Source organism: Weissella sagaensis, assembly GCF_010306265.1.
In the GTDB taxonomy this organism is placed as follows: Bacteria; Bacillota; Bacilli; order Lactobacillales; family Lactobacillaceae; genus Weissella; species Weissella sagaensis.
In genome coordinates this window covers 40,037-66,417 of record NZ_BLKA01000004.1, presented here as the reverse complement: position 1 = coordinate 66,417, position 26,381 = coordinate 40,037, and the positions used below count along the sequence as shown (strand labels likewise).

The 26,381-nt window shown below is 36.9% G+C and carries 25 protein-coding genes; all 25 read left to right on the top strand.

Going from position 1 to position 26,381, the window contains the following annotated elements; all coding sequences use genetic code 11:
- Nucleotides 1–32 precede the first annotated feature (32 nt).
- The 25 genes from comGA to smc all read left to right on the top strand — a co-directional run bounded on the left by comGA (nt 33) and on the right by smc (nt 26,370).
- Nucleotides 33–971 (top strand): competence type IV pilus ATPase ComGA, encoded by a 939-nt coding sequence (gene comGA, locus G7Y65_RS05795; RefSeq protein WP_042493342.1) that lies wholly within the window; start codon nt 33–35, stop codon nt 969–971.
- Nucleotides 922–1,914 (top strand): type II secretion system F family protein, encoded by a 993-nt coding sequence (locus G7Y65_RS05790; protein WP_042493343.1) that lies wholly within the window; start codon nt 922–924, stop codon nt 1,912–1,914. Before comGA ends, G7Y65_RS05790 begins: the two co-directional genes overlap by 50 nt.
- A complete protein-coding gene (locus G7Y65_RS05785) occupies nt 1,911–2,246 on the top strand; it encodes a competence type IV pilus major pilin ComGC (protein WP_165314729.1) in 336 nt (111 codons plus the stop codon). The genes G7Y65_RS05790 and G7Y65_RS05785 overlap by 4 nt, the downstream gene beginning before the upstream one ends.
- 22 nt (nt 2,247–2,268) lie before the next feature.
- Entirely contained in the window at nt 2,269–2,640 is a 372-nt protein-coding gene (locus tag G7Y65_RS05780) for a hypothetical protein (RefSeq protein WP_137600652.1), read from the top strand.
- 31 nt (nt 2,641–2,671) lie between these two features.
- Nucleotides 2,672–2,824, top strand: coding sequence for a hypothetical protein (locus G7Y65_RS05775; protein WP_155982511.1), 153 nt, complete (start codon nt 2,672–2,674; stop codon nt 2,822–2,824).
- The gene (locus G7Y65_RS05770; RefSeq protein WP_081839315.1) at nt 2,797–3,234 is read left to right on the top strand and encodes a type II secretion system protein; all 438 of its coding nucleotides are present in this window, start codon (nt 2,797–2,799) and stop codon (nt 3,232–3,234) included. Before G7Y65_RS05775 ends, G7Y65_RS05770 begins: the two co-directional genes overlap by 28 nt.
- Complete coding sequence (locus tag G7Y65_RS05765) at nt 3,218–3,514, top strand: hypothetical protein (RefSeq protein WP_137600650.1); 297 nt, start codon at nt 3,218–3,220, stop codon at nt 3,512–3,514. Before G7Y65_RS05770 ends, G7Y65_RS05765 begins: the two co-directional genes overlap by 17 nt.
- 65 nt (nt 3,515–3,579) lie before the next feature.
- Nucleotides 3,580–4,587 carry a class I SAM-dependent methyltransferase gene (locus G7Y65_RS05760; RefSeq protein WP_042493349.1) on the top strand — a complete coding sequence of 336 codons (1,008 nt, stop codon included), beginning with the start codon at nt 3,580–3,582 and terminating at the stop codon, nt 4,585–4,587.
- A gap of 106 nt (nt 4,588–4,693) precedes the next feature.
- Nucleotides 4,694–5,881 (top strand): acetate/propionate family kinase, encoded by a 1,188-nt coding sequence (locus G7Y65_RS05755; RefSeq protein ID WP_042493351.1) that lies wholly within the window; start codon nt 4,694–4,696, stop codon nt 5,879–5,881.
- Nucleotides 5,882–6,020: 139 nt separating this feature from the next.
- Nucleotides 6,021–8,441 carry a primosomal protein N' gene (priA, locus tag G7Y65_RS05750; protein ID WP_165314728.1) on the top strand — a complete coding sequence of 807 codons (2,421 nt, stop codon included), beginning with the start codon at nt 6,021–6,023 and terminating at the stop codon, nt 8,439–8,441.
- Nucleotides 8,442–8,506: 65 nt separating this feature from the next.
- Entirely contained in the window at nt 8,507–9,457 is a 951-nt protein-coding gene (gene fmt / locus G7Y65_RS05745) for a methionyl-tRNA formyltransferase (RefSeq protein WP_042493353.1), read from the top strand.
- Nucleotides 9,450–10,820, top strand: a complete 1,371-nt coding sequence (rsmB, locus tag G7Y65_RS05740; protein ID WP_042493356.1) for a 16S rRNA (cytosine(967)-C(5))-methyltransferase RsmB — start codon at nt 9,450–9,452, stop codon at nt 10,818–10,820. Before fmt ends, rsmB begins: the two co-directional genes overlap by 8 nt.
- A 36-nt stretch (nt 10,821–10,856) precedes the next feature.
- A complete protein-coding gene (locus tag G7Y65_RS05735; protein WP_042493358.1) occupies nt 10,857–11,597 on the top strand; it encodes a Stp1/IreP family PP2C-type Ser/Thr phosphatase in 741 nt (246 codons plus the stop codon).
- A complete protein-coding gene (gene pknB / locus G7Y65_RS05730; protein ID WP_042493360.1) occupies nt 11,597–13,558 on the top strand; it encodes a Stk1 family PASTA domain-containing Ser/Thr kinase in 1,962 nt (653 codons plus the stop codon). The genes G7Y65_RS05735 and pknB overlap by 1 nt, the downstream gene beginning before the upstream one ends.
- Nucleotides 13,559–13,580: 22 nt before the next feature.
- Complete coding sequence (gene rsgA, locus G7Y65_RS05725; RefSeq protein ID WP_042493361.1) at nt 13,581–14,495, top strand: ribosome small subunit-dependent GTPase A; 915 nt, start codon at nt 13,581–13,583, stop codon at nt 14,493–14,495.
- A gap of 26 nt (nt 14,496–14,521) precedes the next feature.
- On the top strand, nt 14,522–15,181 hold the full coding sequence (gene rpe / locus G7Y65_RS05720) for a ribulose-phosphate 3-epimerase (RefSeq protein ID WP_042493362.1): 660 nt from the start codon (nt 14,522–14,524) through the stop codon (nt 15,179–15,181).
- On the top strand, nt 15,181–15,849 hold the full coding sequence (locus G7Y65_RS05715) for a thiamine diphosphokinase (RefSeq protein ID WP_042493366.1): 669 nt from the start codon (nt 15,181–15,183) through the stop codon (nt 15,847–15,849). The genes rpe and G7Y65_RS05715 overlap by 1 nt, the downstream gene beginning before the upstream one ends.
- 118 nt (nt 15,850–15,967) lie before the next feature.
- Nucleotides 15,968–16,168: a 50S ribosomal protein L28 gene (gene rpmB, locus G7Y65_RS05710; protein ID WP_003609111.1), complete on the top strand. Its 201-nt coding sequence runs from the start codon at nt 15,968–15,970 to the stop codon at nt 16,166–16,168.
- Nucleotides 16,169–16,310: 142 nt separating this feature from the next.
- Nucleotides 16,311–16,673 carry an Asp23/Gls24 family envelope stress response protein gene (locus G7Y65_RS05705; RefSeq protein WP_042493369.1) on the top strand — a complete coding sequence of 121 codons (363 nt, stop codon included), beginning with the start codon at nt 16,311–16,313 and terminating at the stop codon, nt 16,671–16,673.
- 24 nt (nt 16,674–16,697) lie between these two features.
- Nucleotides 16,698–18,386 carry a DAK2 domain-containing protein gene (locus G7Y65_RS05700; protein WP_042493371.1) on the top strand — a complete coding sequence of 563 codons (1,689 nt, stop codon included), beginning with the start codon at nt 16,698–16,700 and terminating at the stop codon, nt 18,384–18,386.
- A 126-nt stretch (nt 18,387–18,512) separates the two neighbouring features.
- A complete protein-coding gene (gene recG / locus G7Y65_RS05695) occupies nt 18,513–20,549 on the top strand; it encodes an ATP-dependent DNA helicase RecG (RefSeq protein ID WP_165314727.1) in 2,037 nt (678 codons plus the stop codon).
- Between the two features lie 98 nt (nt 20,550–20,647).
- Nucleotides 20,648–21,682, top strand: coding sequence for a phosphate acyltransferase PlsX (gene plsX / locus G7Y65_RS05690; protein ID WP_042493373.1), 1,035 nt, complete (start codon nt 20,648–20,650; stop codon nt 21,680–21,682).
- A gap of 58 nt (nt 21,683–21,740) precedes the next feature.
- On the top strand, nt 21,741–21,983 hold the full coding sequence (gene acpP / locus G7Y65_RS05685) for an acyl carrier protein (RefSeq protein WP_042493376.1): 243 nt from the start codon (nt 21,741–21,743) through the stop codon (nt 21,981–21,983).
- Nucleotides 21,984–22,107: 124 nt separating this feature from the next.
- Nucleotides 22,108–22,806, top strand: coding sequence for a ribonuclease III (rnc, locus tag G7Y65_RS05680; RefSeq protein WP_042493377.1), 699 nt, complete (start codon nt 22,108–22,110; stop codon nt 22,804–22,806).
- A gap of 9 nt (nt 22,807–22,815) precedes the next feature.
- Nucleotides 22,816–26,370: a chromosome segregation protein SMC gene (gene smc / locus G7Y65_RS05675; RefSeq protein ID WP_042493379.1), complete on the top strand. Its 3,555-nt coding sequence runs from the start codon at nt 22,816–22,818 to the stop codon at nt 26,368–26,370.
- The last annotated feature ends 11 nt before the right edge of the window (nt 26,371–26,381 follow it).

Below are 26,381 nucleotides of genomic sequence, written 5' to 3'. Positions count from 1 at the left end.
CGTCATTGTATATGTTAGGAGGTTAAAAAATTGTGCAAATAAAAAAAACGTTTTACGACATATTGAAGCAAGCGGCAAGTGACCATGTTAGTGACATTTATATTTTGCCAAATCAAGAAGGATTTCAGGTATTAACTTATGCAATAAATGGTTTAAAAAATATTGGTCAGTTAAATACTGATTGTGGTGAAGCTATCATTCGGCATATTAAATTTTCGGCTTGTATGGATATTAGCGAAATTCGTCGACCGCAATTAGGACGTTGGCAGTATTTATTAAATGAACAGTCCTTGTATTTACGAATTTCTAGTGTTGCGGATTTTTTAAATCGTGAATCTGTTGTCATTCGCTTAATTTACGATATGCAAGATGCTGTTTTACAATGGCTGCCTGCCGATCAGATGACTGAATTAGGTCATTTATTAAGACGACAGCAAGGTTTGATTTTGTTAGCAGGGCAAATGGGCTCTGGTAAAACCACAACGATGTATCATGCTGCTTCAAAGTATTTAAAAAATAAAATGGTCTTAACTATTGAAGATCCAGTCGAATTGGTTGCACCAGATTTTTTACAACTTCAGGTCAATAATGCGGCAAATATGAGTTACGAACAATTACTAAAACTAGCGCTACGTCATCATCCAGATGTCATGATTATTGGTGAAATTCGAGATGCTAGTACGGCGCAAATTGTTGCGCAAGCAGCTTTAAGTGGTCACCTTATTTTAAGTACAGTACATGCTATGTCAATTACGGGTATTTGGTATCGATTGCGATCATTTGGTATTTCAGCAGATATTTTACAACAAATTTTAGTTGGTTTGGGTTATCAAAAAATGATTTATCAATCGACATCGTCTTATGTACAATTGGAAATTACCAGTGGTGATAAAATTGATAACTTATTGGTGGAGTTAAAAAATGAAGAAAAAAATCATGTGGCAGCGCAAAAGGCAAGCGGAATTTTTTGAGAATTTAAGTTATTTATTATCAGTGGGTTATGATTTAGAAAATGCGTTAAAAATGGTACAAGTATTGTTAAAAATACCAAAGCAACAAATACATTTAATTTTAGTGGAATTGCGAGCAGGGGCAACGTTTTCACAAGTAATGACCCCATATGTCAGGCAAGAATTAATTCAGCAATTAGACTTTGCAGCTGTCCATGGGCGCTTAGTAGAATTATTACAAGCATTGGGGCACCGTGAACGTGATCGCTTATTGCAATATCGTAAATTACGACAAGTACTTTTGTATCCAGCTGTGTTATTAATTTTATTAGGATTTATGTTAGCGGCATTCGTGATATTTTTATTACCAGAATTGCAACAATTGGGTGTTAATTTACAATTATTAGATATAAAAAAGCCTTATTATTGGGTGATAGGTTGGACTGTAAGTATTGTAAGTGGCATTTTTTATTATAAAAAACAATCATGGTATAAACGTTTAAAACTATTAATGAAAGTACCATTGGTTGGTAAAGTGATTAAACTTAGTGTTGAGTATTATATTTGCTTGCAGCTTGGATTATTGTTAACTAGTGGCGTGGAACTATCGACAATTGTTAAACGAGCGCAACAAGCACGACAGTATCAATTAACAGCTTATATCGGTGATAAGGCATGGCGAGCATTAAGTGATGGGCGCACCATTGACCAATTTATTTTGGAATTAGAATTATTACCCAAAGAATGTTCGTTACTGTTTACACGTGGGCAACCACAATATCAAGTTGGTGAAGAATTCCAAATATTAGCACAACGTAAGTTTCGATTACTTGATGAACTTATTCAAAAATATATGACATTCATTCAACCGATTTGTTTTGCAATAATTGGTGTGGTTGTGATTGGCATGTATTATTTAACGCTTGTACCAATGTATCAAAGTATGGGAGGTATTATCCAATGATTAAAATGCAACGTCGTGTCCGTACACGGAAAGGATTTACATTAATTGAAGTTGTAACAACTTTATTTATTGTTGGATTATTAGTAGTGCTGATCTACCTAAACGTATTTAATATTCGAAAAATGGCTGAAGAAAAGCAACAAACAGTATTATTTAATACTTTGCAAAATCAGGTAAATATGTATCGAATTGCCCATAATGATACAGAACGACAGGATATAACGTTATCAACATTAATGAATTCTGGTTATTTAACGTCTGCACAAGTACAGCAAATGGGACGAGCACATTTTGAAATTAAGGGAGATCGCGTTGTTGTTCAAGGCAAGTAGGATGATTCGCAAAGGGGTTACGTTGGTTGAAACCATTGTTGTCCTAATGATCGGCCTGTTAATTTCAATCCCTATTATAATAGTGACCGATAAGCAAGATCGTGACTGGCAGTGTGTAAAAACTGAATTTCAGGAAAAGTATCTGTTAATGCAACAACAAGCGAATCTTGGGTACTTTTCTGAATTTGATATATTAAGTCGACAACAAACCATTTTTATTGGGGATGAAGAAATTACGTTACCCACTAATTGGCGAGCAGATAACTATACTAAAATTCGTTGGAAAAAAACATATGTGACAGCTGGTACGATTAGATTTTTTAATGTAAAAACGAAAAAATATGTTAGTTTAATTTTTCAATTAGGAGGTGGTACGTATCGTTTTACAACGTAAAGGATTTTTATTAGTAGAAGCAATGGTTGGCATGACGATTATTGTGGGGGTAGTTACAATTTTGTTAACGGTTGTTGAAATGGTTCAACAACAAGATCGTCAAAATGAAGTAAGGATTGCTAAAATTAAACAAAAATATTATCAGGAACAACAAGCATGGTTAAAAGGCGAGGTTTTACCTTAGTTGAGTGTATGATTTCATTGCTTATTTTCAGCAGTATTTTACTTGTCTTGGTTATTTCATCGCAAGGATTGCAACAAGTAAAACAGCATCAAAAGACTGATATACAAAAGGTATTAGTGAATCAATTTGTAAAACGATTAGAAATTGATGCAATGCATTACCGTGTCATAGAGATTAGCGATTATGACTTAACGATATTCAATACCAAGACTAATACTCATTATCAATTAGGCGTCAGAGGGTATTGTCTATGCTTATATCGTTATAATGGTAAATTTATGTCGTATTTAAGACATGTTAAACATGTTGGTTTTAAAAAAATTGCGCCACATTTATACCAAATAACCTTAATATTTACTAACGATGCAGTTTTTAAGGAAGAAGTTTATATTAATGAATACACGACGTAAGGGATTCATGCTCAGTCAAATCGTTATATTGAGTTTTAGTTTGCTTGGAGCAGCAATGCTCTGGATGGGAAGCCAAATGCATTATCAAATGATGCAAGATCGAGAATATCTTTATTGGTCACATAAATATGAGGCAGTTAATTATGTACGGCGGACAAAAAAATTGCAGGTTGAGTCGCAAAGTAATAAATTGCCACGAGTCGTTATGATAGACGATAAAATTTATTATGTAAGGGTTAGTAAATATCTAATTGTAAAGGTTCCCAAAATAAGTAACTAATGCACCTTGTCAGTCCGTTAGAAACTAGCTAAACTAGTCTCTGTATGAAAGATGAGGTAATTAACATGTATGAAGCGATTGAAAAAAGCGTAAAGAGCTTACAAGCTGCGCAAAAAAAAATAACAGAGTTCATTGATGGTGCATCAATTGAAGCTTTAATTATCTTGTTTGAAATGATGCTTGGTCAAACTGATGAAGAATTTGAAGGCTTGACTAATGAGCAAAAGCAAAGTGTTATAGCTGATGTTACGGCAGCTGATTTTGGAGCATTAAGTAAAACTGACAAACGTCAAGTTTTACAATTTTTATTAGTGGGGACCATTCATCAAGATGGCTTACAGGCTAATTATCAAGTAACACCAGATGCTATTGGTATGTGGGTGACTTTAATTGCAAGTGCTTTTATTGGTCAAAAAACAGACGTAACACTTAAGGATTTAGCATTGGGAACCGGTAATTTAATGGCCACAGTCAGTCAATCATTACAAGCCAAGGGTACTAGTGTTGAGGCTATTGGTATCGAAAATGATGACACGATGTTAACGGTTGCGAGTGGCGTTGCTGCCTTACTAGAAGAAAAGTGGGATATTACACTAGCTGATAGTGTCACAATGTCTATGCAAAATGATGCTGATATCGTGGTTGGTGATTTGCCTGTTGGTTATTATCCAAAAACAGCACCAGAGAAATATGAAACACGGGTTGAAAAAGGATTAACTTTTGTTCACCATTTGTTAATTGAACAAAGCGTGGCTGCTGTAAAACCGGGTGGGTTAGTTATTTTGACGGTACCTACAAACTTATTTGAAAGTGATCAAAGTAAATCTTTGTTACGTTATATACAAACAGATGATGTCTATTTCCAAGCTTTACTTCAACTACCAAATAATCTATTCAAAGACCCTAAAATGGGTAAAGTAATCTTGATATTGCAACGTTCAGGGGGGGATTCCCGTCAAGCAAAACCAGTCATGTTGGCTAAAGCACCGACATTATCTGACAAAGCTGAAAATAAAAACTTTGTGACAGAATTGACAGATTGGATGAAAGCAAATCACGTGTACATGCACTAGTATCAAGGGTTTATGTTAATCTTAGGCTTAACGAATTGGCCTATTTTATGATATACTCATTATAAGATAATTATGAATTCCGTCAGGAAAGAGGAGATAAGTGTACATGGCTAAAACAATGGCGATTAACGCTGGATCATCATCACTAAAATTTCAATTATTTGAAATGCCAGCAGAAACGGTGATTGCAAAGGGACAAGTAGAACGTATTGGAATGAACGATTCAATCTTTACTTTGAAGTATAATGGAGAAAAATTTGAAGTTGTACAAGATATTGCGGATCACGAAGCTGCAATTAATCTTTTGCTTGCACAATTGAAAGAACACGAAGTTATTGCAGACTTTTCAGAAATTACTGGTGTGGGTCACCGTATCGTTGCAGGTGGGGAGTGGTTTAACAAGTCGGTTGTTGTTGACGACGAAGTACTAAACAAAATTGAGCGTTTGGCTGATTATGCACCTTTGCACAACGCTTCAGAGGCTTTGGGAATTCGTGTATTCCAAAAGTTGTTGCCTAACGCATTGTCAGTTGCTGTTTTTGATACGGCGTTCCACCAATCAATGCCAAAGAAGAACTACCTTTACGCTTTGCCATATGAGTATTACACAAAGTATGGTGCACGTAAGTATGGTGCTCACGGAACGTCACACAAGTACGTTGCACAACGTACGGCTGACATCCTTGGTAAGAAATTAGAAGATCTAAAAATTATTACTTTGCACCTAGGTGCTGGGGCATCAATTACAGCAATTAAAGATGGTAAGTCTTTCGACACATCAATGGGCTTCACCCCATTAGCTGGTGTTGCGATGGCAACTCGTACAGGGGATGTTGATCCTTCTCTTGTTTATTACATTCAAAATCGTGAAGGTTTATCTAATGATGAAATGCTTAATATTTTGAATAAAAAGTCAGGATTGTTAGGTGTGTCATCACTTTCTTCAGATATGCGTGATTTGGAAGAAGTTGAAGACACAAATGACCATGCAGCGTTAGCAATTGAAATGTTTATCGACCGTGTTGTTCGTTATGTTGGTCAATACTATGTTGAATTGGGTGGTGTTGATGCATTGACGTTTACTGCAGGTATTGGTGAAAATGCTGCTAATGTACGTGAAGCAATCATTGATCGGTTGGCATTTATGGGTATTAAACTAGATGCTGAGAAAAATGAATTGCGTGATGATGAGGTGATCATTTCATCTGAAGATTCAACAGCCAAGGTTTTGAAGGTTGCTACGAATGAAGAGTTAATGATTGCTCGCGATGTGCAAACATTACAAGCAAACTAAACAAACAATTAAAGCTAGAACTGAAAAGTTCTGGCTTTTTCTTTGGAGTATTTAAAAGCCACGATAGGTTTAATTCTGGTAGAATGGGGTATGTGATTATTCTTTTGAATAAACTTTTTTAAAAAAGGGGGAACTATTTATGTATGCGCAAGTAATTGTTGATGTGCCAACGATGCAAACTAATCGACCATATACTTATCGTATACCAGCACCCATGTTAGAAATTTTAAGGCGTGGTATGCGTGTTGTTGTTCCCTTTGGAAAAGGAAATCGTTTAGTACAAGGATTTGTTGTTGGTATTAAAGAAGACGCCCAACAAACAGAACAATTAAAAGAGATTATGCAAGTAGTTGAAATGACCCCCGTATTAAACGATGAGTTATTGCAATTAGCATCATGGTTAGCAGAATATAACTTTGCTTTTCAAATTAGTGTTTTACAAACGATGTTGCCAAATGTTATGCGGGCCAAGTACGGTAAAGTACTAAGATTATTGGCGCCTGATCAATTAAGCGACTGGCCACAGATTGCGTTATTATTTGCAGATCGAGGTGAAATACCATTTGATAGCGACAATGTTGATAGCGAACTACTACCGCAATTACTAAAACTACAAAAAAAGCATATCATTGAAATTGGTTATTTGGTTAAGAATCGCGCTAAAGTTAAGATGGTAAATGTTTTAAAACCAACTAAAGATGCCGATTTTTATAAAAATCAATTAGAACGGTTAAGGCCGTCAGCAGTAAAACAATCACGGATGTTAACCTTTTTACTACAGGCTCCTAAAAAATTTGTTCCAGTAAAAGATGTTATTAACCGTCACCATTTAGATTATGCTGTTATTAAACAAGCAGAAAATAAAGGATGGTTGGTACAGCGTCAAATGGAATCATATCGAATTCCAAAATTGCAGACACCGGTGCAACCTAGTCAGCCACTACCATTAAATGATGAACAAAAGCAGGCGTATACAGCAATAATAGCGAATATAGTACAACCAAAAACACAAACGTTTTTGTTGGAGGGTGTTACTGGTTCTGGTAAAACGGAAGTTTATTTACAATCTATTGCGAAAGCACTAGCTGCGGGTAAGACAGCGTTAATGTTAGTACCAGAGATTACATTGACCCCTCAGATGGTGCGTCGTGTGAAAAGTCGGTTTGGTGACGATGTGGCAGTGATGCATTCTGGGCTATCAGATGGGGAACGTTATGATGAATGGCGACGAGTCCAACGTGGTGAAGTGCATGTGGTTGTTGGTGCACGATCAGCAATTTTTGCACCGTTGATCAATATTGGATTAATCATCATTGATGAGGAGCACGAAGCTTCATATAAGCAAGATGATAATCCACGGTATCATGCGCGTGACGTTGCACAGTGGCGTGTCGAATATTATGGTGCAACCCTGTTATTAGGATCTGCAACGCCATCACTGGAAAGTCGTGCACGAGCACAAAAAGGGGTGTATCAGCTTTTATCATTAACCAAGAGAGCGACACAGAGTGTATTACCAACTACTGAGATTGTTGATATGCGAGAGTCTATAAAATATAATAACGACGATGTTTTTTCGCCACAATTATTAGATAGTATGCAGGAAAAATTAGATCAACAAGAACAAATTGTATTAATGTTAAATCGACGTGGTTATGCTAATTTTATTATTTGTCGTGATTGTGGGTACACACCCAGATGTGTCAATTGTGATGTTGCTTTAACGGTTCATAAAGATGTTGGTCGCTTGATTTGCCATTATTGTGGTTATAATGAATTAATACCACATCAATGTAAAATTTGTGGTTCTAAACGAATTCGACAATTTGGAACAGGTACACAAAAAGTTGTTGAACATTTAAAAGAAGTATTACCGCAAGCTCGTGTATTAAGAATGGATGTTGATACCACTCGTAAAAAAGGGGCCGTTGATAAAATGTTGACAGCATTTGGTAATCAGGAAGCTGATATTCTTTTGGGAACACAAATGATTGCAAAGGGATTGGATTTTCCAAACGTCACGTTAGTAGGAATTTTAAATGCCGATACCACTTTGACTTTACCAGATTTTAGAGCTTCTGAACGAACCTTTCAGTTATTAACACAAGTTTCAGGTCGTGCAGGTCGTGCACAAAAACCGGGTAATGTCATTTTGCAGACCTTTAATCCAGAGCATTATGCTATTCAGTTAGCCAAAAATCAAGATTATGAGGGCTTTTATCATCAAGAAATGGCACTCCGGCATGCTTGGCACTACACGCCATACTATTTTACGGTCCAAATTAAATTTGCGCATGAACAAGTTGATCAAGCAGCTAAGTTTGCATTTGAAACAACTAACTGGTTAAAAAATATTGTAGAAAAAGACACGATTATGTTAGGCCCTGCACCTAGTACGATTTCACGTATAAAAAACAAATACTATTATCGTGTGGTTATCAAATATCGGTTTGATCAACATTTAATGCAAGCATTAACAGAATTAATGCATAAAGGACAACAATTGCAACGACAAGGTGTCACAATTATGATTGATCGTGAACCAACTAATTTTATTTAAAGGCATTTAGATAATAACCATTAATTAAATGGTATTATCATACATATAAATAGAGGAGTTAAAAAATGACAAGTATCGTTTTCATGGGGACCCCTAATTTTTCAGTCCCAATTTTAAAAAGCCTAGTCGACAATCCAGATTATGATGTACAGGCAGTTTTAACGCAACCAGATCGTCCAGTTGGACGTAAGCATATTTTAACACCTACACCTGTTAAAGAAGTTGCTGTTAAAGCAGGTATTCCTGTTTTGCAACCTAATAAATTATCTGGTTCAAATGAAATGCAGCAAATTATTGATTTAGCCCCAGACTTAATTATTACAGCAGCATATGGACAATTTTTGCCAACAAAACTATTAGATGCGGCTCAGATTGCAGCAATTAACGTACATGCATCGCTGTTGCCAAAGTATCGTGGGGGTGCACCAATCCATTATGCTGTTTTAAATGGTGACGATAAAACAGGTGTCACAATTATGTATATGGTTAAAGCCATGGATGCTGGTGACATTATTGCACAAAAAGAGTTACCAATTTTATCAACTGATAATACAGGTATTTTATTTGATAAATTAAGTGATTTGGGTCGTGACTTACTATTAGAGACTTTGCCTGATTTGATTGCTGGTAGAATTAAACCAGTTGCACAAGATCCAGATGAAGTCACATTTTCACCAAATATTAAGCCGGAAGAAGAAATATTAGATTTTACAAAATCAGCCCAAATGATTCACAATCATGTTCGAGGATTAAACCCGTTCCCAATTGCACATACGACGATTAATGGCGTGCGGACAAAAATTCATCAAACACATTTGGTTGATGAAACGACAACTGCTTTACCAGGAACGGTGGTAAAAAAAGGTAAGCATGATTTATGGTTAGCTACAGGAGATGGTAAGGTAATTGCTATTGATGAGCTGCAACCAGCTGGAAAACCTAAAATGGCAATTACAGCCTATTTAAATGGTCATGCTAAATTTGCACAAGGAGATCAAGTAATTACACATGAGTAATAAAACGAATCAAAAAATTGCGAATTGGGAGCAAACTAATTCGCGTGCATTAGCTGTGCGTGTACTAGAAAAAGTTAACAATGGTGCATATTCTAATTTGCAATTAAATAGTGTTATTAAACAAGCTAATTTATCAGAAAAAAATGTTCATTTAATGACAACAATGGTTTACGGTGTGATTCAACACCGGCTAACACTCGAATATTGGTTGACACCTTTTGTTAAACGACCACAGAAGTTGAACCCATGGGTACGTGAATTATTGTTTATTTCTTTATACCAAATGCAATATTTAGATAAAATTCCAGACCATGCTATTTTTGATGAGGCTATTAACATCGCAAAGCGGCGAGGACATGATGGTATTCGTAAGTTTGTTACGGGTGTTTTACATGCTGTTCAACGGCAAGGCCTACCAGACATTAAAAGCATTGATGATCCGGTTGAACAATTATCTATACAAGCATCATTGCCATTGTGGCTGATTCAAACATTACAAGATCAATTGGGATGGGAAAAAACAGTCGCCATTGCCAGTGCAATTAACGAATCACCGGCACAATCAGTTCGGGTTAACCATGCCGTTACCACAATTTCTGAGGTTACCGATCTGTTGGAAGCAGCAGGTTTTAATGTTGAACCATCGCAGGTAACGCCTGATGCATTATTGGTTTCAGGTGGACACGTTGCAAGTTCACAATTGTTTAAAGATGGATTATTAACATTGCAAGATGAATCGGCCATGCTGATGGTGCCAAGTTTGGCAGTGACACCAACTGATTATGTATTAGATGCAGCAGCTGCACCGGGTGGTAAAACAACGCAAATAGCAACATATTTAGATGCAACCCAAGGTGGTAAGGTAACAGCTTTAGATATTCATGAGCATAAAGCTAAATTAATTAAAGAAAATGCTTTGCGACTACATGTTGCTGATCGTATTGAAACACAAGTTTTAGATGCACGAAAAGTAGATGAAAAATTTGCGGATGAAACCTTTGATCGTATTTTAGTGGACGCACCATGTTCAGGTTTTGGATTATTGAGACGCAAGCCTGAAATTCGTTACGAAAAGTCACTTGATGATAGTTATCAATTACAAAAAATTCAAAAAGCTATTTTGGATGCCGTGGCAAGTAAACTAAAAAAAGGTGGTCGACTAGTTTATGGTACATGTACCATATTAAAGCCTGAAAATGAAGATGTTATCGACGCATTTTTGGCGGATCATAATGATTTTAAGTTAGTGCCGACACAGACATCATTAGACTTAGATGTGTTAGATGAACGTGGTATGTTACACATCTATCCAGATGATTTTGGCTCTGATGGTTTTTTCGTCGCAACATTAGTTAAGCAATAAAAGGTAACTAGTGTATTTATGAAGGGATGATAAAATATGAAAATTGCCTATGCATCTGATACTGGGCGCATGCGCACCGACAACCAAGATTATGTTAGTGTTTTTATTAATCAATCGGGAATCCAACTTGCCATTGTTGCTGATGGTGTTGGTGGTCAAAACGGTGGTGATGTCGCAGCTACGATGGCAGTATCACATATTGGTAATCAGTGGGAACAGGCTCGTATTACCACAGTAGATGATGCCAAACAGTGGTTGGTTAATCATATTAATAGTGAAAATGACACAATTGTTCAAACGGCACAGCGTTATCATACTTTAAATGGGATGGCGACAACTTTGGTTGTTGCGGTCATTTTTGCTAATGAGATGGTTGTTGCCAATATTGGTGATTCCAGAGCTTATGTGATTCGTCAAAAACAAATGCGCCAATTAACAACAGATCATAATTTAGCGAACGAATTACTACAAGAGGGTGCTATCACACAAGATGAAGCAGTTACACATCCAGGACGTCATTTAATTACAAGACAGTTAGGTGTAACAGAAGATTCAAAAGCTGATTTGTTTGCAATTAGTATTCAGCCGGATGATTATATTTTAATGACTACGGATGGTATGCCCAAACATATTAGTGATGAAGAAATACTACAAATAATTTTGGCTGCACCTGAAATTTCGCAGGCAGTAACACAATTAATTACCCTAACCAATGAGACAGGTGGATCAGACAATGTTACTGTGCTGATTGGTCATCAAGAAAGTGAGGTTAACTAATGCGAAAAAATCAATTAATTGGTGAACGTTATCGCATTATCAAATCACTTGGTGAGGGTGGCATGGCCAATGTCTATCAAGCACATGATATTATTTTAGATCGGGATGTCTCGTTAAAATTAATGCGCTTTGATATGCAAGATGATGAAAAAACACGGCGTCGTTTTAGTAATGAAATTGAAGCTACGTCATCAATATTACATCCAAATATTATTGAAGTGTATGACTATGGTGAAGAGGGTGGTTCCCAATATTTGGTAACTGAGTTTGTTGCGGGGATGGATTTAAAACGTTATATTGCACAGAACTGGCCCATTCCGGTTAGTCGCATAATTGATATTATGCGTGAAATTTTAGCTGGAATAGCTGTAGCGCATCAAGCAGGTATTATCCATCGGGATTTAAAGCCCCAAAATATTTTAATTAGTAATGATGGTGAAGCAAAAATTTCTGATTTCGGCATCGCTAGAGCGCAAAGTTCATTTGGGATGACGCAGACTAATACGGCTATTGGATCCGTCCATTATATGTCTCCTGAACAAGTACGTGGAGATGTTGCATCAAATCGTAGTGACATTTATTCACTAGGCATTATGCTTTTTGAAATGATTACAGGTCATGTTCCCTTTGACGGTGAGACTGCTGTTGCCATTGCAGTGAAACATACGCAAAGTCCAATGCCATCGGTCCGTGATGTTGATCCACGTGTACCCCAAGCTTTGGAAAATGTTATTTTTAAAGCAACAGCTAAAAATCCAATGAGTCGCTATGCTTCTGCACAAGCTATGTCAGAAGATCTTGCAACAGCCTTATCAGCCAATCGCATTAACGAGCCTAGGTGGCATGATTCGGATATAACGTCAGAAGATAATACAGTGACTAAAATTATTCCACTCGCAGATATTCAATCTAAGGCTAATCAACAACCAATCCAGACAAGTACAAATGAGGTAAAAGCAACAGCTGAGCAAACACCGTTAAAATCACAAACAACGTCTGCTAAAGTAACACCTAAGCCCAAACCCAACAGGAAAAAGCGTCGCTATTTCTTAGGTGTAATCATTTTGATTGTAGCGTTATTAGTTGGCTTTTTTATCTACGGTGCCATGCAACCAGACAAGGTACATGTGTCTGATGTAAAAGGAATGACACAAGCAAATGCTATAAAGACCATTAAAGAAGATGGCTTAAAGGTTGGCGACATTACTGAAACACGTTCTGATACAATTGAGCAAGGGAAGGTTGTTAAAACCGATCCTACACGTAATAAGGCTGTGCCAGTTAATACAGTGATTAACTTAGTTGTATCAAAGGGGTCAGCAAAAGTAAGATTTGGCGATTATGTGAATGAAAAATATAGTTCCGTCCGTGAACAATTAGAAGATAAGGGGTATAAAGTATCCCAAAAGAAAATTGCAGATGATACCGTGCCTAAGGGCTATATTGTTGAACAAAATATTAATGCTGAAGATCGGGTTTTACCTAATAAAACAAAGGTGAAATTTAGTGTTTCAAAGGGGCCAAAGAAACATACGGTTCCTGACTTTACAGGTAAATCACAAAATGCAGTTTTAGTATGGGCACAAAATAATGGTGTAATGATTAATTTTGATAGTGTTAATTCTAATAGCATTACAAGAGGAAAAGTTGTGTCACAATCAATTGCGCCTGGAATTAAAGTTTCAAAGAATGAGACAATGTTAGTGACTTTGTCAAAAGGTCCAGCTGTTACGTCAAGTTCTGTTGAAGAAAGACCTTCAGAATCTAGACAGGATTCGTCAAACTCGGCATCGACTTCATCGAGTGTATCGGATGATGACGACGATGAGAAGCCAGCGCAATCCAGTGAATCTTCACAAAGCAGTGGGTCAAGTGAGACAACCAGTGCGAACGAAGAGCACAGTACATCAACACCACCAGTGTCACAATCATCAAGTTCTGTAGATTCAGATGATGATTAACCATATTTAGATAGGAGAATTGATGGCAGAATACCATGGACAAATTCAGTTGGCATTAGCTGGCTTTTATGATGTTTTAACGGCTGAAGGTACTTTGTTTCGTACACGAGCACGTGGCAATTTCCGTAAAAAAGATTTAAAACCATTAGTTGGTGATTGGGTAACGTTTAGTGCCCAGACATCTAAAGAAGGTTATATCTTAGCAATTGATCAACGTCGAAATAGTATTGTGAGACCACCGGTCGCAAATGTTGATCAAGTTATTGTTGTGACAGCGGTTAAAATGCCAGATTGGTCAAGCAATTTGTTAGATCGTCAATTAGTTGCTTTAGAAGAAAAAAATATTGAACCAGTTATTTATTTCACAAAAACAGATCTATTAACTAAAGCAGAGATGGCTTCATTTGCAGATATTGTTGCTGGTTATCGAGAAATTGGCTACCAAGTTGTTTGGCCTGATGAGGCTTTTGATCAGACAAGTTTAAAAACTGTTAAAAAACTCTTAGCAGATAAACTAACGGTTTTAATGGGACAAACTGGGGCCGGAAAAAGTACTTTGTTAAATCATCTTTCACCAGAACTTAACTTGGCAACGGGAGAAGTATCGCAAGCATTAAGTCGTGGAAAACATACGACACGTCAGGTTTCTTTAATTGAATTATATGGCGGTTTAGTTGCTGATACACCTGGCTTTTCAGCATTTGAAGTTTTCGATATGCCTGCTCGTGAATTGGGGCAATATTTCCGTGAACTAAACGATTATGCTCGTAATTGTCGGTTTAGAGGTTGTGTTCATCTAAATGAACCCAATTGTGCTGTTAAAGAAGCAGTTTCTCAGGGAAAAATTATGGCATCACGTTATGATAATTATAAATTGTTCTATGATTTGATTGCAGGTCGTCGCCCGGTTTATAATAAACATGATAAAAAACATTAAATAATACATTAAAGAGGGAAATAGTTATGACAATTAAGGTAGCACCATCAATTTTAGCTGCAGATTATTTGAACTTGGAACGTGATGTCCATACAGTTGAAGAAGCTGGGGCAGAATTGTTACACATTGATGTGATGGATGGGTTGTTTGTGCCATCAATTGCATATGGTCCTAATTGGGTAAAAGCATTGCGCCCAAAAACTAAGATGATTTTAGATGTACATTTAATGGCCGTTGATCCTGAACGTTATATTGATGAATTTGCCCAGGCAGGTGCTGATATTATTGGTGTGCATTATGAAGCTACAAATCATATCCATCGTGCTTTGCAACAAATTAAAGGGCATGGTATTAAAGCAGAAGTTGTTATTAATCCGGGTACAGCAGTCTCTTTGATTGAGCCTGTGCTACACATGGTTGATCAAGTATTAATTATGACTGTTAATCCAGGTTTTGGTGGTCAAAAGTTTTTGCCTGAAACAATTGATAAAATTGCAACATTGGCAAAAATTAAAGCAGAAAAGGGCTACGATTTTGATATTGAAATCGATGGTGGTGCTAATGATGAAACGACTAAGTTAGCATACGAAGCTGGCGCAACAGTTGCAGTAGCCGGTTCATATGTTTATGATAAAGTAGATCCAGCCGCTAAAATCGCCCGCTTGAAGGCGGTTACCACGGATTGATGGAACGCATACGTTTGTTAGTTGGTGGTCCAATTTCTGAATGGCCTGATAGCTTAAAAGCTGGCCGATTATCAGGCCCTTGGGCTGCTGCAGATCGAGGGTCGTTACGCTTGTTGGCGTTGGGACAAACACCAATTTTGACAGTTGGTGATTTTGACTCTGTTACATTAAAAGAACGGCGAGATGTTATTGAAAAATTGCCTAATATTGTTAGTGTAAAGCCTGAAAAAGATGATACAGATACTGAATTATTATTAACTTTAATTCAAGAACAATATAATCCTGATAAAATTGAAATTTATGGTGCGACAGGTGGCCGGATTGATCAATTACTATCTAATATTTGGATTTTTACACAAACTAGGTTTGAAAATATTGTTCAAAAAGTCACGATTATTGATCGGATTAATCGAATTGATTTTTATTTACCTGGAGAGCATAAAATTATGAAAGATCCAGATATGAAATATCTTGGCTTTATGCCATTAACACCTGTTACTGGTTTGACATTAGTTGATGAAAAGTACCAGCTAATAGATTGGTCAGGTAATCCATTTTCCTTCTCATCTAATGAATTTGTGGGGAATGAAAATCATTTCTCGTTCGAAAGTGGTATTGTCGCAGTGATACAAAGTCGAGACTTAATTGGTCAAACTGCGGAGCAATAAAAGTGTAAAGTAAAAATACTTTACACAAAACCCTTGCTTATTGTGCAAGGGTTTGGTATTATTATTCAAGTAAATAAAAGCACTGAATTAAAAGAGCTTAAGATTGGAGGGTAAACATATGGCAGTTGATGCAGTCAATGGAAAGCGTACTCGTTTCGGTAACCAACGTTCACACGCCCTTAACTCAAGTCGTCGTAGCTGGAAGCCAAACTTGCAAAAAGTGACGGTTAAGATTAACGGTTCAGCACCTAAGAAGGTGTACCTATCAGCTCGTACTTTGAAGGCTGGTTTGAAGAACGGTTCAATTGAGCGTGTATAAGAATTTAAAGCTACCGTTTGGTAGCTTTTTTCTTTACCTAGCATTTGTATATTAATAAACATGATTGTGATGGTTCATAGATAAATTAAATGATCAGCACATGTGGTAAAATAATATATAGCTTAATATGGAGGTCATTCTAATGGCAGTGAAGATCCAAACAGCACAAGGTGCAATTGAAATTGAAAATGATGTCATCGCAACAATTGTTGGTGGTGCTGTAACTGATAATTATGGTGTTGTTGGTATGGCAAGCCAAAATCCATTGCGTGATGGTGTAAATCAAATATTAAATGGTGATAGCTTCTCAAAGGGCGTGGTTGTTCGTCAACAAGATGGTGGCGTCACAGTAGATGTTCATATTATTGTTGGGTATGGCTTGAAGATTTCCGAAATTTCAAAAAGTGTACAAGCACGTGTGAAAAATGATTTGAATGTGATGTTAGGCATTGTTGCTAGCAGTGTTAATGTAACGGTTCAAGGTGTGCGTATACTAGGAGATTAGCCTGGTTATAAGGAGTTGAATACGGTGGAAGTTGTAACGACAATTACTAATGTTGAATTTGGTAAAATGGTTAACGCAGCAGCTGATGCGTTAAAAAATAATGCGGAAAAAATTAATAAATTAAATGTTTTCCCGGTTCCCGATGGTGATACCGGTACAAACATGACGTTGTCAATGGCAAGTGGTGCTGAATACGAGCGAAACGAAGCGAATACGCACCTTGGTCAGTTAGCTAAAGCAACTGCTAAGGGTCTATTGATGGGAGCCCGTGGCAATTCTGGGGTTATCTTGTCACAAATATTTCGTGGTTTTGCTGCTAAAATTGCAGATAAAGAAACCTTATCAGCACGTGATTTAGCAGATGCACTAATGGGTGGGGCTGAGACGGCTTATAAGGCGGTTATGAAGCCTACTGAAGGAACTATTCTAACAGTTATTCGTGAGGCAGCCGCAGCGGCAAATCGTACCGCTAAAAGCTCTGATGATGCAACCCAAGTTATGGCAGATGCTTTGGCAGCAGCTGAAAAGGCTTTGGCCTCAACGCCTGATTTATTACCAGTATTAAAAGAAGTTGGCGTTGTTGACTCAGGTGGTCAAGGGTTAGTGATTGTTTTGAGTGCATTTTATGCTGTTTTATCAGGGCAAGAAGTTAAGACTGAGCTAGATAATGCCAATTTAGATGCAATGGTTCTATCATTACATAATGCAGGTGTACAAGGTGAATTAAATCCTGATGACATTACTTATGGTTACTGTACTGAAATTATGGTAGACATTGCCAAAGGGACAACATACAATCAAAAATTTGATTATGATACTTTTTATGACCATTTAGCTAAGTTAGGTGATTCATTATTGGTTATCAATGATGATGATGTTGTTAAAGTGCATGTGCACACTGAGGATCCAGGTAATGTGATTAACTGGGGAACGCAATTTGGTTCACTTCGTAAGGCGAAAGTTGATAATATGCGTGATCAACAAGTAGAAGCAGCAACTGTTGCCGCTGAGCAAAAATCTCAAAATCATACAGCACAAACAGAAACACAGGCACCTGAAATTGCAGTGATTACAACAGCTGCTGGTGAAGGAATTAAAGAAATTTTTGCTTCGACTGGTGCTACTGTGATTATTGATAGTCAACAAGCGCCTTCAACTCAAGATTTGTTGAAAGCCATTACTGATAGTCGTGCAACCTCAGCTATTATTTTGCCAAACGATGGTAACATCGTGATGGCTGCTGAACAAGCAGTTGAGTTAGCAGATATACCAGTTAAGGTGGTTAAAACAAAGACGATACAACAAGGTCTAACAGCGCTAGTCTTGGGTTACGATCAGATGAAATCACTTGAAGAAAATGTGGTATCGATGCAGAATGCGTTGGCTGATGTAAAGTCTGGTTCTGTTACGACATCAGTTCGTAGCACAACTATTAACGGCTTGGCTATTCAAACTGGTGATGCTATTGGGTTATTAGATGGTGAGATTGTTGTTGCAGTACCAGATGCTAACATTAATCAAGCAGCTGCAGAGTTACTTGAAAAAATGACTGATGAAGAATCAGAGCTGGTGACGATTTATTATGGTCAGGATGCAACGATTGCTGACGCGCAAGCATTACAACAAGTTGGTGAATCATTGGATGACGAATTAGAATTTGAAATCCATGATGGTGGTCAACCACTATATCCAATTTTGATTTCAGTTGAATAAAGTTCTAACGTGGGTTAGCACATTGACATGAATGAGCTACAAAAGCATGTCAGAATTAAGAAAAGGTCTTTAGTGCTTAGCTACTAAGGATCTTTTATTCGTTTTAATAGATGATCGGAGAAAAGTATGCCTAGTTTACTTGATAGTATTGCAGAATTATCAGGTGTCGGTCCAAAACGAGAAAAAGCTTTAAATAAATTAGGTGTCTTTACTGTTAGTGATTTACTGACTTACTATCCACGTCGTTATAATGACTTAGCGCAAAAATTGCCATCACAAACATTAGATGGTGAGAAAGTGACATTTAAGGGCGTTGTAACATCGCCACCCGTGATTAGTCGAATGGGTTTAAAAAAAACACGCTTAAATTTTAGGATGACAATTGAACATGATACGATTCAAATTTCTTTTTTTAATCAGCCCTGGATTGGTAAAAATATTGATGTTGGTGATGAAGTTGCGATTTATGGTACATACAGTAGAACACGTCAAAGTTTAGCTGCAATTAAGATGATGCCTAAAAATAGTGAAGATGAATTAGAAGCCATTTATCCGTCATCTAAAGAAATTAAAGCAGGGACTATTAAGGATTTAATTTTACAAGCCTTAGGAAAGTATAAAGAGCAATTGTCACAAGAAATTGTGCCAGATGATTTAAGAAAACGCTATCGCTTAATGAACTACCATGATACTGTATTTGGGATGCATGTCCCAACCGATGAACAAGTCGCTGCAGCTGCTCGCAGAACAGCTTCATTTATGGAATTTTTTATTTTTCAAATGCGGTTACAAGTGATTAAACAGATGGACCGTCATAATCAAGGACGCTCAGTTAATTATGGCAATGATAAATTAAAGGCTTTTATCAAAAAATTACCGTTTGAATTGACAGCTGCACAGAAGAAAGTTGTTAATGAAATTGTTCGTGACATGCGTCGACCAGTACATATGAATAGGTTATTACAAGGTGATGTGGGGTCTGGTAAAACTGTTGTCGCAGTTTTAGCGATGTACGCAGCTATTACTGCAGGCATGCAAGCAACTTTGATGGCACCAACAGAAATATTGGCACAACAACATGCCCAAACAATTGGCAATTTTTTTGATCCAAACGAAGTGCGTGTAGAATTATTAACAGGTTCCACAAAAGCAGCAGCCCGTCGCCAAATATTAGATGATTTGGTAGCTGGTGATATTGATATTATTATTGGAACACATGCACTAATTCAACCAGATATTGCGTTTCATAATTTAGGGCTAGCAGTCATTGATGAACAGCATCGTTTTGGTGTCCAACAAAGAGCGGCATTACGGAATGTTGGAATCAATCCGGATATTTTAGCTATGACAGCAACGCCTATCCCAAGAACGTTGGCAATTACAGCGTATGGCGAGATGGATGTTTCAATCATTGATCAATTACCAGCCGGTCGTAAACAAACAAAGACTTATTGGTTACGCCATAATCAATTTGACAAAGCAATTAGTTTTATCAAAGAGCAACTTACTAGTGGTGTGCAAGCTTATGTGGTAACACCGCTAATTGAAGAATCAGAAACGTTGGATGTGCAAAATGCGCAAGCTGTTTATGAAGAGTTATCCGCATATTTTGCCCCTGATTTTAGAGTTGGTCTTTTACACGGTCGTCTTTCAAATGATGAAAAAGAAACAATTATGAGTGCATTTAAGGCCAATGAATTTCAAGTATTGGTTGCTACCACGGTGATTGAAGTTGGCGTGGATGTACCCAATGCAACGGTCATGATGATTTTAGATGCCGATCGTTTTGGATTGTCACAACTGCATCAGTTGCGTGGCCGTGTTGGCCGTGGTTCTCGCCAAGCCTATACGTTTTTAGTAAGTGATCCTAAGACGCAATATGGTATTGATCGCATGGAAGCAATGGTTGCTACCACGGATGGATTTGTGTTAGCGCAAAAAGATTTAGAATTACGCGGTGCAGGTGATGTTTTAGGAAATCGACAATCAGGTGTGCCAGAATTTAGAGTTGGCGATCCAATTGCTGATTTAACAATGATGAATATTGCACAAGAAGAAGCGATTGAAATTGTTGCTAATCCCGATTGGGATAAGTCACCGGATATGACAGCCTTAGCAGAAATGTTGTCAGAAACGATGGATCGTTATCGTAATTTTGATTAAAATAGTATTTAAGTTTTTACCAAATTACTAAAATGTGGTACATTTTATAGTATTGCAATTATAAAAAAAGTCTATGTAAATCCGTGAGGGAGTTAATTATGTATAAGATTGCTGTTGATGCAATGGGCGGTGATAATGCCCCAGAAGCGATTGTAGCAGGTATTGAACAGGCACGTGATAATATGCCGGATACTGAATTCTTGCTATTTGGTCAACTTGATAAAGTTAAGCCATTGGTGAAAGATGCAACACGCTTAACTTTAGTCCAATCAGATGAAATAATTGAAATGGGTGAAGAACCAGTCAAAGCTATTCGCCGTAAAAAGCAAAGTTCATTAGTTATGGCAGCACAAGCTGTAAAAGATGGTATTGCTGATGCGATTTTCTCCGCTGGAAATACAGGTGCGTTATTAGCAGTGGGTATTTTTACTGTAGGACGTATTCGCGGTATTGATCGTCCAGCTTTATTGACTGTCTTACCAGCTTTAGATGGTCCAAATGATGCTTTCGCCATGATGGATGTTGGTGCTAATGCTGAAAATAGACCAACTCATCTATATCAATATGGTATTTTAGGATCGTTTTATGCGCAAGAAGTCCTTGGCTTAACAAATCCACGGGTTGGTTTGTTAAATAATGGTACTGAAGAGGACAAAGGAGACGCAGTTCATAAAGAAGCGCATCAATTACTTAAGCATGGTGGTGAAAAGCAATATATTAATTTTGTTGGCAATGTAGAATCACGTGACATTTTACAAGGACCAGCAGATGTCGTTGTTGCAGATGGCTTTTCAGGTAATGCTGCATTAAAAGCTACAGAAGGAACTGCGCTATCAATGCTACGCTTGATTAAGCATGCTATTTTAGAAGGTAATGTGAAAACAAAAGTCGCCGGTTTAATGTTGAAGCCTGCAATGAAAGAAATTCAATCACAACTTGACTACTCACAACATGGTGGTGCAGTTGTGATTGGTGTTAAGGCGCCAGTTGTTAAGACACATGGTTCAGCGGGGCCTAGTGCAGTAGCTAATACAATGAAACAAATACACACGATGTTAGAAACAGATTTAGTAACGAAGACCCAAAAGTTTGTTGCTGAACATAAGGCTGATTTGTCAAAATCAACTGATTAAGAATAACTTGATTATTAAATATAAAAATATCATTTTTAGAAGAGGAAGTAATATAATAATGGAACGACAAGAAATTTTGGATAAAGTAATCACATTAGTTGCTGATCATTTTGAATTGGATCCAGCTAAAGTAACAGGTGAAACTAACTTTACAAAGGACATTGATGCTGATTCAATTGATTTTGTTGAACTAGTACTTGAAATGGAAGACGAATTTGGTGCTGAAATTTCAGATGAAGACGCTGAACAATTAATTACAGTTAATAATACTGTTGATTATATTGCTTCACATACTAAGTAAATAAAAAGAATGAGGGTTGTGGCCAAGCAACCCTCATTTTTTGTTAATTTCTACCTAAAAACCAATATAGAAATATAATGGTCTGGTATAATAGAGTAGTGTATATAAAAAAGAAGGTAGGACTATGTTTAAACAACTACAACAAGATTTAGAAGCGGATCATCATATTCATTTTAATAATATTAAACTATTAGAAGAAGCATTGACGCAAGCTAATTATATTAATGAACATCCTGATTATACGGGTAGTGACTACCAACGACTTGAATTTTTAGGAGACGCGGTCATGCAACAATCAACCGCAGTTTACTTATTCAAACGTTTTCCAAATTGGGATGAAGGTCGATTGACAGAGTTGAGAATTTCAATGGTCCAGACAAGAGCATTCGCAGCTTTGTCACGTGAGTTGCATCTAGATCGTTATGTGCAATTAGGACGTGGAGAAGAGTTATCAGGGGCACGTAATCGTGATTCTCTATTAGAAGATTTATGGGAAGCCTTTATTGGTGCTTTATTCTTAGACCAAGGACAAGAAACGGTCATGCAGTTCTTAGAAGACATTATGTTTGTAAAGATTGATGAAGGTTTCTATGATCAATTTATTGATTATAAATCAAAGTTACAAGAATATTTACAACGAGATGGTTCTGTAAAAATTACTTATACTAAGTTAGATGAACAAGCTGTTTCAAATAATGAACAAATTTTTACCGTGCAAGTGGCTGTTGATAATGAGCCATTAGCGACTGGTACTGGTAAGTCTACCAAAGATGCAGAAAAAATGGCTGCACGAAAAGCTTACCAAGCTTTAATGAACGATTAGGAAGATAAAATGAAATTAAAAACTTTGGAAATAACTGGCTTTAAGTCGTTTGCCGAACGAACCAAAATTGAATTTATGCCAGGAATTACCGGGGTTATTGGTCCCAATGGATCAGGAAAGTCAAACATTATTGAGGCGATTCGTTGGGTCATGGGAGAACAGTCTGCTAAAGGGCTACGTGGTGATAAAATGGCGGATGTCATTTTTGGTGGTACGACACAACGTGCCCCATTAAATCGGGCTGAAGTCGCAATAACATTTGATAATACTGATCATTACTTGCATTCAGAATATTCAGAAATTACAATTACGAGGCGCCTTTATCGTAATGGAGATTCAAACTATCAAATTAATGGTGTTAATGTCAGACTAAAAGATGTTCATGAATTATTTATGGACTCTGGTTTAGGACGTGAAAGTTTTTCAATTATCTCGCAAGGACGTGTAGAAAGCATTTTTAGTGAAAAGCCGATTGAACGTCGAAGTATTATCGAAGATGTTGCGGGTGTCTATAAGTATAAGCAAAATAAAGACAAAGCCAAAAAAGAGCTAGTTGATGTTCATGATAATTTAACACGTGTTGCTGATATTTTAAATGAGTTACAAGATCGTGTAGAGCCATTAGCCCAAGAATCCGCTAAAGCACAGGATTATATTGCAACAAAAGCATCTTATGATAAATTGGATCAATCACGAATTGTTTTAGAATTATTGGATTGGTATCAAGAAAAAGATCAATTAGCGACCAGTATAACGACAAATCAAGCCGCTTATGAACGACAAAAAGCGCTTGTTCAGGATAAAAAGAAAGCAATTGAAAAGCTTAGGGAACAACGCATTGCACTAAATCAAGAACAACAAGCGTATCAGGCAGACTTACTATCGCATATTCAGCAAATTGAAAAATTAACCGGTAAACAAAATCTGTTAGCTGAACAGCATAAAAATCGTGCTGAAACCACAAGAACATTACAAGAACGATTAACGTTAGCAACGGAAAGATTGGCCGTTATCGATCAATCTTACGAGCAGTGTGTACATGAATTAACTGTTCAAACGGAAAAGTATGAACATTATCAAAAGTTAATACAACAAGCGAGAACAACACATCCGCGTACAAAATTAAGTAAACTTAACCAAGATATTGAACAAGTACGACAAGCGTTAATTACAACGATGCAAGAATTAACGAGTGCTAAAAATGAACAAAATTATTTAGCACAAGAAAATGAACGTAGTGATGCAGAATCATTACGTTTAAAAAATCGTGCTGCCCAACTTAAGCAAAAACTTACAGATATGGCAACGCAGGTTGATAAGGAAAAGGTGGCAACTAAAGAAGCTGAAAAAGCTTTACAAGAGGCAAAACAAGCCTTTGAAACCGCTAAAACAGAAGGTCAACGTTTAGAGCAACAACGGCATGATGTTAGAGAAAATTGGTTTACTAAAATGGCCCAAGAACAGCGCTTGAGTACACGCTTGCAGTCATTACAACACGTTGCTGAAAATTATGATGGTTATTATCAAGGTGTTAAAAACTTAATGAAGGCACAAAGTGATTTTACTGGCATTCAAGGCGTTGTTGCTAACTTAATTACAGTGCAAGAAGAACACAAAATTGCAATTGAAACAGCTTTAGGTGCGGCACTACAGTATGTCATTGTTACAAATGAGCAGGTTGCTAAACAAGCAATTAATTATTTAGCAAAACACCGGCTAGGTAGAGTTACTTTCTTACCACAATCAACCATTAAGGGTCGGCATTTGTCCGATTATCAGTTGGCTGCTTTAAATCAGGTAGAAGGTGTAGTTGGCATCGCAGCCGACTTAGTAACAACGAAAACAGATTATCAGAATATTGTTGCCAACCTATTAGGTACAACTTTAATCGTGACTGATATGGATGCAGCCATTATTATGGCAAAAAAACTACAGCATCGTGTTCGTTTGGTAACTTTAGATGGTCAAATAATGAACGCAGGTGGTTCAATGACAGGTGGCGCGAACCGTCAACATGGTAATGGCTTACTATCGCAAAAAACGGAAATTGATCAGTTAATTAATCAAGAAAAAAAGTTGCATGCAGAAGTTCTTACGCTAGAAAAACAGGTTAAGCAAATTGATCATGATTTGGTGGTTACGACAACGACCTTTAACAATCAACAACAACGAGTGCTTACACTTAATGAACAAGTACAAATACAAAAAGCTAACTTACAATTAGCGCAATCAAATCTTGAACAGTTAAATAAAGAACAAACTGCGCTACAATATGATTATCATCTGATTGCTGGGCAACAAAGTAAACAAACAACGGTTGCTGAAAACAAACAGGTAGTTCTTGAATTGTCTAATAAACAGCAACGCCTCCAACAACAACTTGATGAAGGACTAGTAGCGCAGACACAATTGGAATCAGAAATTAATCAAGCTGATCAACAACTGAGTGATGATAAGTCAGCATTATCGAAGTCAGAGGCGCTAGTATCATCCTTACAGGTACGTCAGTCAGATTTGTTGGCGCAAAAAGAAGCTGAACAACAACAAATTACAGAAATTACGCAACAACTTGATGACTTCATGAAAGATGGAGATGATGTTAAACAACGATTAAGTACACAAATTAAATCGAGCCAGGAAAAAAAGCAAACAGTGCAACAATCTTTGGTAAATGCACAAACAGCATTACAGAATGTTGAACAAAAGTATGTTGATTTAAATGAAGATTTAAATATAATTCAAGATACTCTAAACGATGCAATGACAACTGTTTCACGACTTAATGGTCGTCTAGGTGAATTAAAGTCGTTAATAAATAATAATGAAAAATTATTAGAAACAACCTATGATACATCATTTGAATTTGCTAAATCAGAGTTACTTAATTTAGACATCACAACTATTCGTACCAAGTTAAAGTTATTGAAAAAAGGGTTAGTTGAAATTGGCCATGTTAATCTACATGCTGTTGAAGAGTATCGAGATGTTAAAGAACGGTATGACTTTTTAACACAGCAACAAGATGATTTGATTGCAGCTAAGGATAATTTGCAAGAAACAATGTCTGAGATGGATACAGAAGTTGCAACACGATTTAAGACAACTTTTGATGAGATTGCAAAACAATTTTCGAAGATATTTGTCAAGATGTTTGGTGGTGGTCAAGCATCCTTAGTATTAACAGATCCAAATAGTTTATTAACTAGTGGCATAGATATTCAAGCACAACCACCTGGCAAAAAATTTCAGCAGATGAGTTTGCTTTCAGGTGGTGAAAAAGCACTAACGGCAATTAGTCTATTATTTGCAATTTTAGCTGTTCGTCCAGTACCATTTGCAATTTTAGATGAAACTGAAGCTGCATTAGATGAAGCCAATGTCGATCGCTTTGCCAATTACTTACATGAAGTTAATCAACGGACACAATTTATTGTCATTACACATCGTAAGGGCACAATGACGCAAGCTGACGTGCTCTATGGTGTGACAATGCAAGAGCCAGGAGTTTCGACAATGGTATCAGTTAGTTTAACGAACTTGGACGAAACGCTCGTAGAAGATTAAGGGGAAATAAG

What these genes read in the sequence shown, in the direction of transcription:
- acpP (WP_042493376.1), top strand. Translation starts at nt 21,741, where the DNA reads ATGGAACGACAAGAAATTTTGGATAAAGTAATCACATTAGTTGCTGAT.
- G7Y65_RS05785 (WP_165314729.1), top strand. Translation starts at nt 1,911, where the DNA reads ATGATTAAAATGCAACGTCGTGTCCGTACACGGAAAGGATTTACATTA.
- G7Y65_RS05770 (WP_081839315.1), top strand. Translation starts at nt 2,797, where the DNA reads ATGGTTAAAAGGCGAGGTTTTACCTTAGTTGAGTGTATGATTTCATTG.
- priA (WP_165314728.1), top strand. Translation starts at nt 6,021, where the DNA reads ATGTATGCGCAAGTAATTGTTGATGTGCCAACGATGCAAACTAATCGA.
- G7Y65_RS05760 (WP_042493349.1), top strand. Translation starts at nt 3,580, where the DNA reads ATGTATGAAGCGATTGAAAAAAGCGTAAAGAGCTTACAAGCTGCGCAA.
- recG (WP_165314727.1), top strand. Translation starts at nt 18,513, where the DNA reads ATGCCTAGTTTACTTGATAGTATTGCAGAATTATCAGGTGTCGGTCCA.
- rpmB (WP_003609111.1), top strand. Translation starts at nt 15,968, where the DNA reads ATGGCAGTTGATGCAGTCAATGGAAAGCGTACTCGTTTCGGTAACCAA.
- rsmB (WP_042493356.1), top strand. Translation starts at nt 9,450, where the DNA reads ATGAGTAATAAAACGAATCAAAAAATTGCGAATTGGGAGCAAACTAAT.
- fmt (WP_042493353.1), top strand. Translation starts at nt 8,507, where the DNA reads ATGACAAGTATCGTTTTCATGGGGACCCCTAATTTTTCAGTCCCAATT.
- pknB (WP_042493360.1), top strand. Translation starts at nt 11,597, where the DNA reads ATGCGAAAAAATCAATTAATTGGTGAACGTTATCGCATTATCAAATCA.
- smc (WP_042493379.1), top strand. Translation starts at nt 22,816, where the DNA reads ATGAAATTAAAAACTTTGGAAATAACTGGCTTTAAGTCGTTTGCCGAA.
- rnc (WP_042493377.1), top strand. Translation starts at nt 22,108, where the DNA reads ATGTTTAAACAACTACAACAAGATTTAGAAGCGGATCATCATATTCAT.
- G7Y65_RS05765 (WP_137600650.1), top strand. Translation starts at nt 3,218, where the DNA reads ATGAATACACGACGTAAGGGATTCATGCTCAGTCAAATCGTTATATTG.
- rsgA (WP_042493361.1), top strand. Translation starts at nt 13,581, where the DNA reads ATGGCAGAATACCATGGACAAATTCAGTTGGCATTAGCTGGCTTTTAT.
- G7Y65_RS05705 (WP_042493369.1), top strand. Translation starts at nt 16,311, where the DNA reads ATGGCAGTGAAGATCCAAACAGCACAAGGTGCAATTGAAATTGAAAAT.
- G7Y65_RS05775 (WP_155982511.1), top strand. Translation starts at nt 2,672, where the DNA reads ATGACGATTATTGTGGGGGTAGTTACAATTTTGTTAACGGTTGTTGAA.
- plsX (WP_042493373.1), top strand. Translation starts at nt 20,648, where the DNA reads ATGTATAAGATTGCTGTTGATGCAATGGGCGGTGATAATGCCCCAGAA.
- G7Y65_RS05790 (WP_042493343.1), top strand. Translation starts at nt 922, where the DNA reads ATGAAGAAAAAAATCATGTGGCAGCGCAAAAGGCAAGCGGAATTTTTT.
- G7Y65_RS05715 (WP_042493366.1), top strand. Translation starts at nt 15,181, where the DNA reads ATGGAACGCATACGTTTGTTAGTTGGTGGTCCAATTTCTGAATGGCCT.
- G7Y65_RS05755 (WP_042493351.1), top strand. Translation starts at nt 4,694, where the DNA reads ATGGCTAAAACAATGGCGATTAACGCTGGATCATCATCACTAAAATTT.
- rpe (WP_042493362.1), top strand. Translation starts at nt 14,522, where the DNA reads ATGACAATTAAGGTAGCACCATCAATTTTAGCTGCAGATTATTTGAAC.
- G7Y65_RS05735 (WP_042493358.1), top strand. Translation starts at nt 10,857, where the DNA reads ATGAAAATTGCCTATGCATCTGATACTGGGCGCATGCGCACCGACAAC.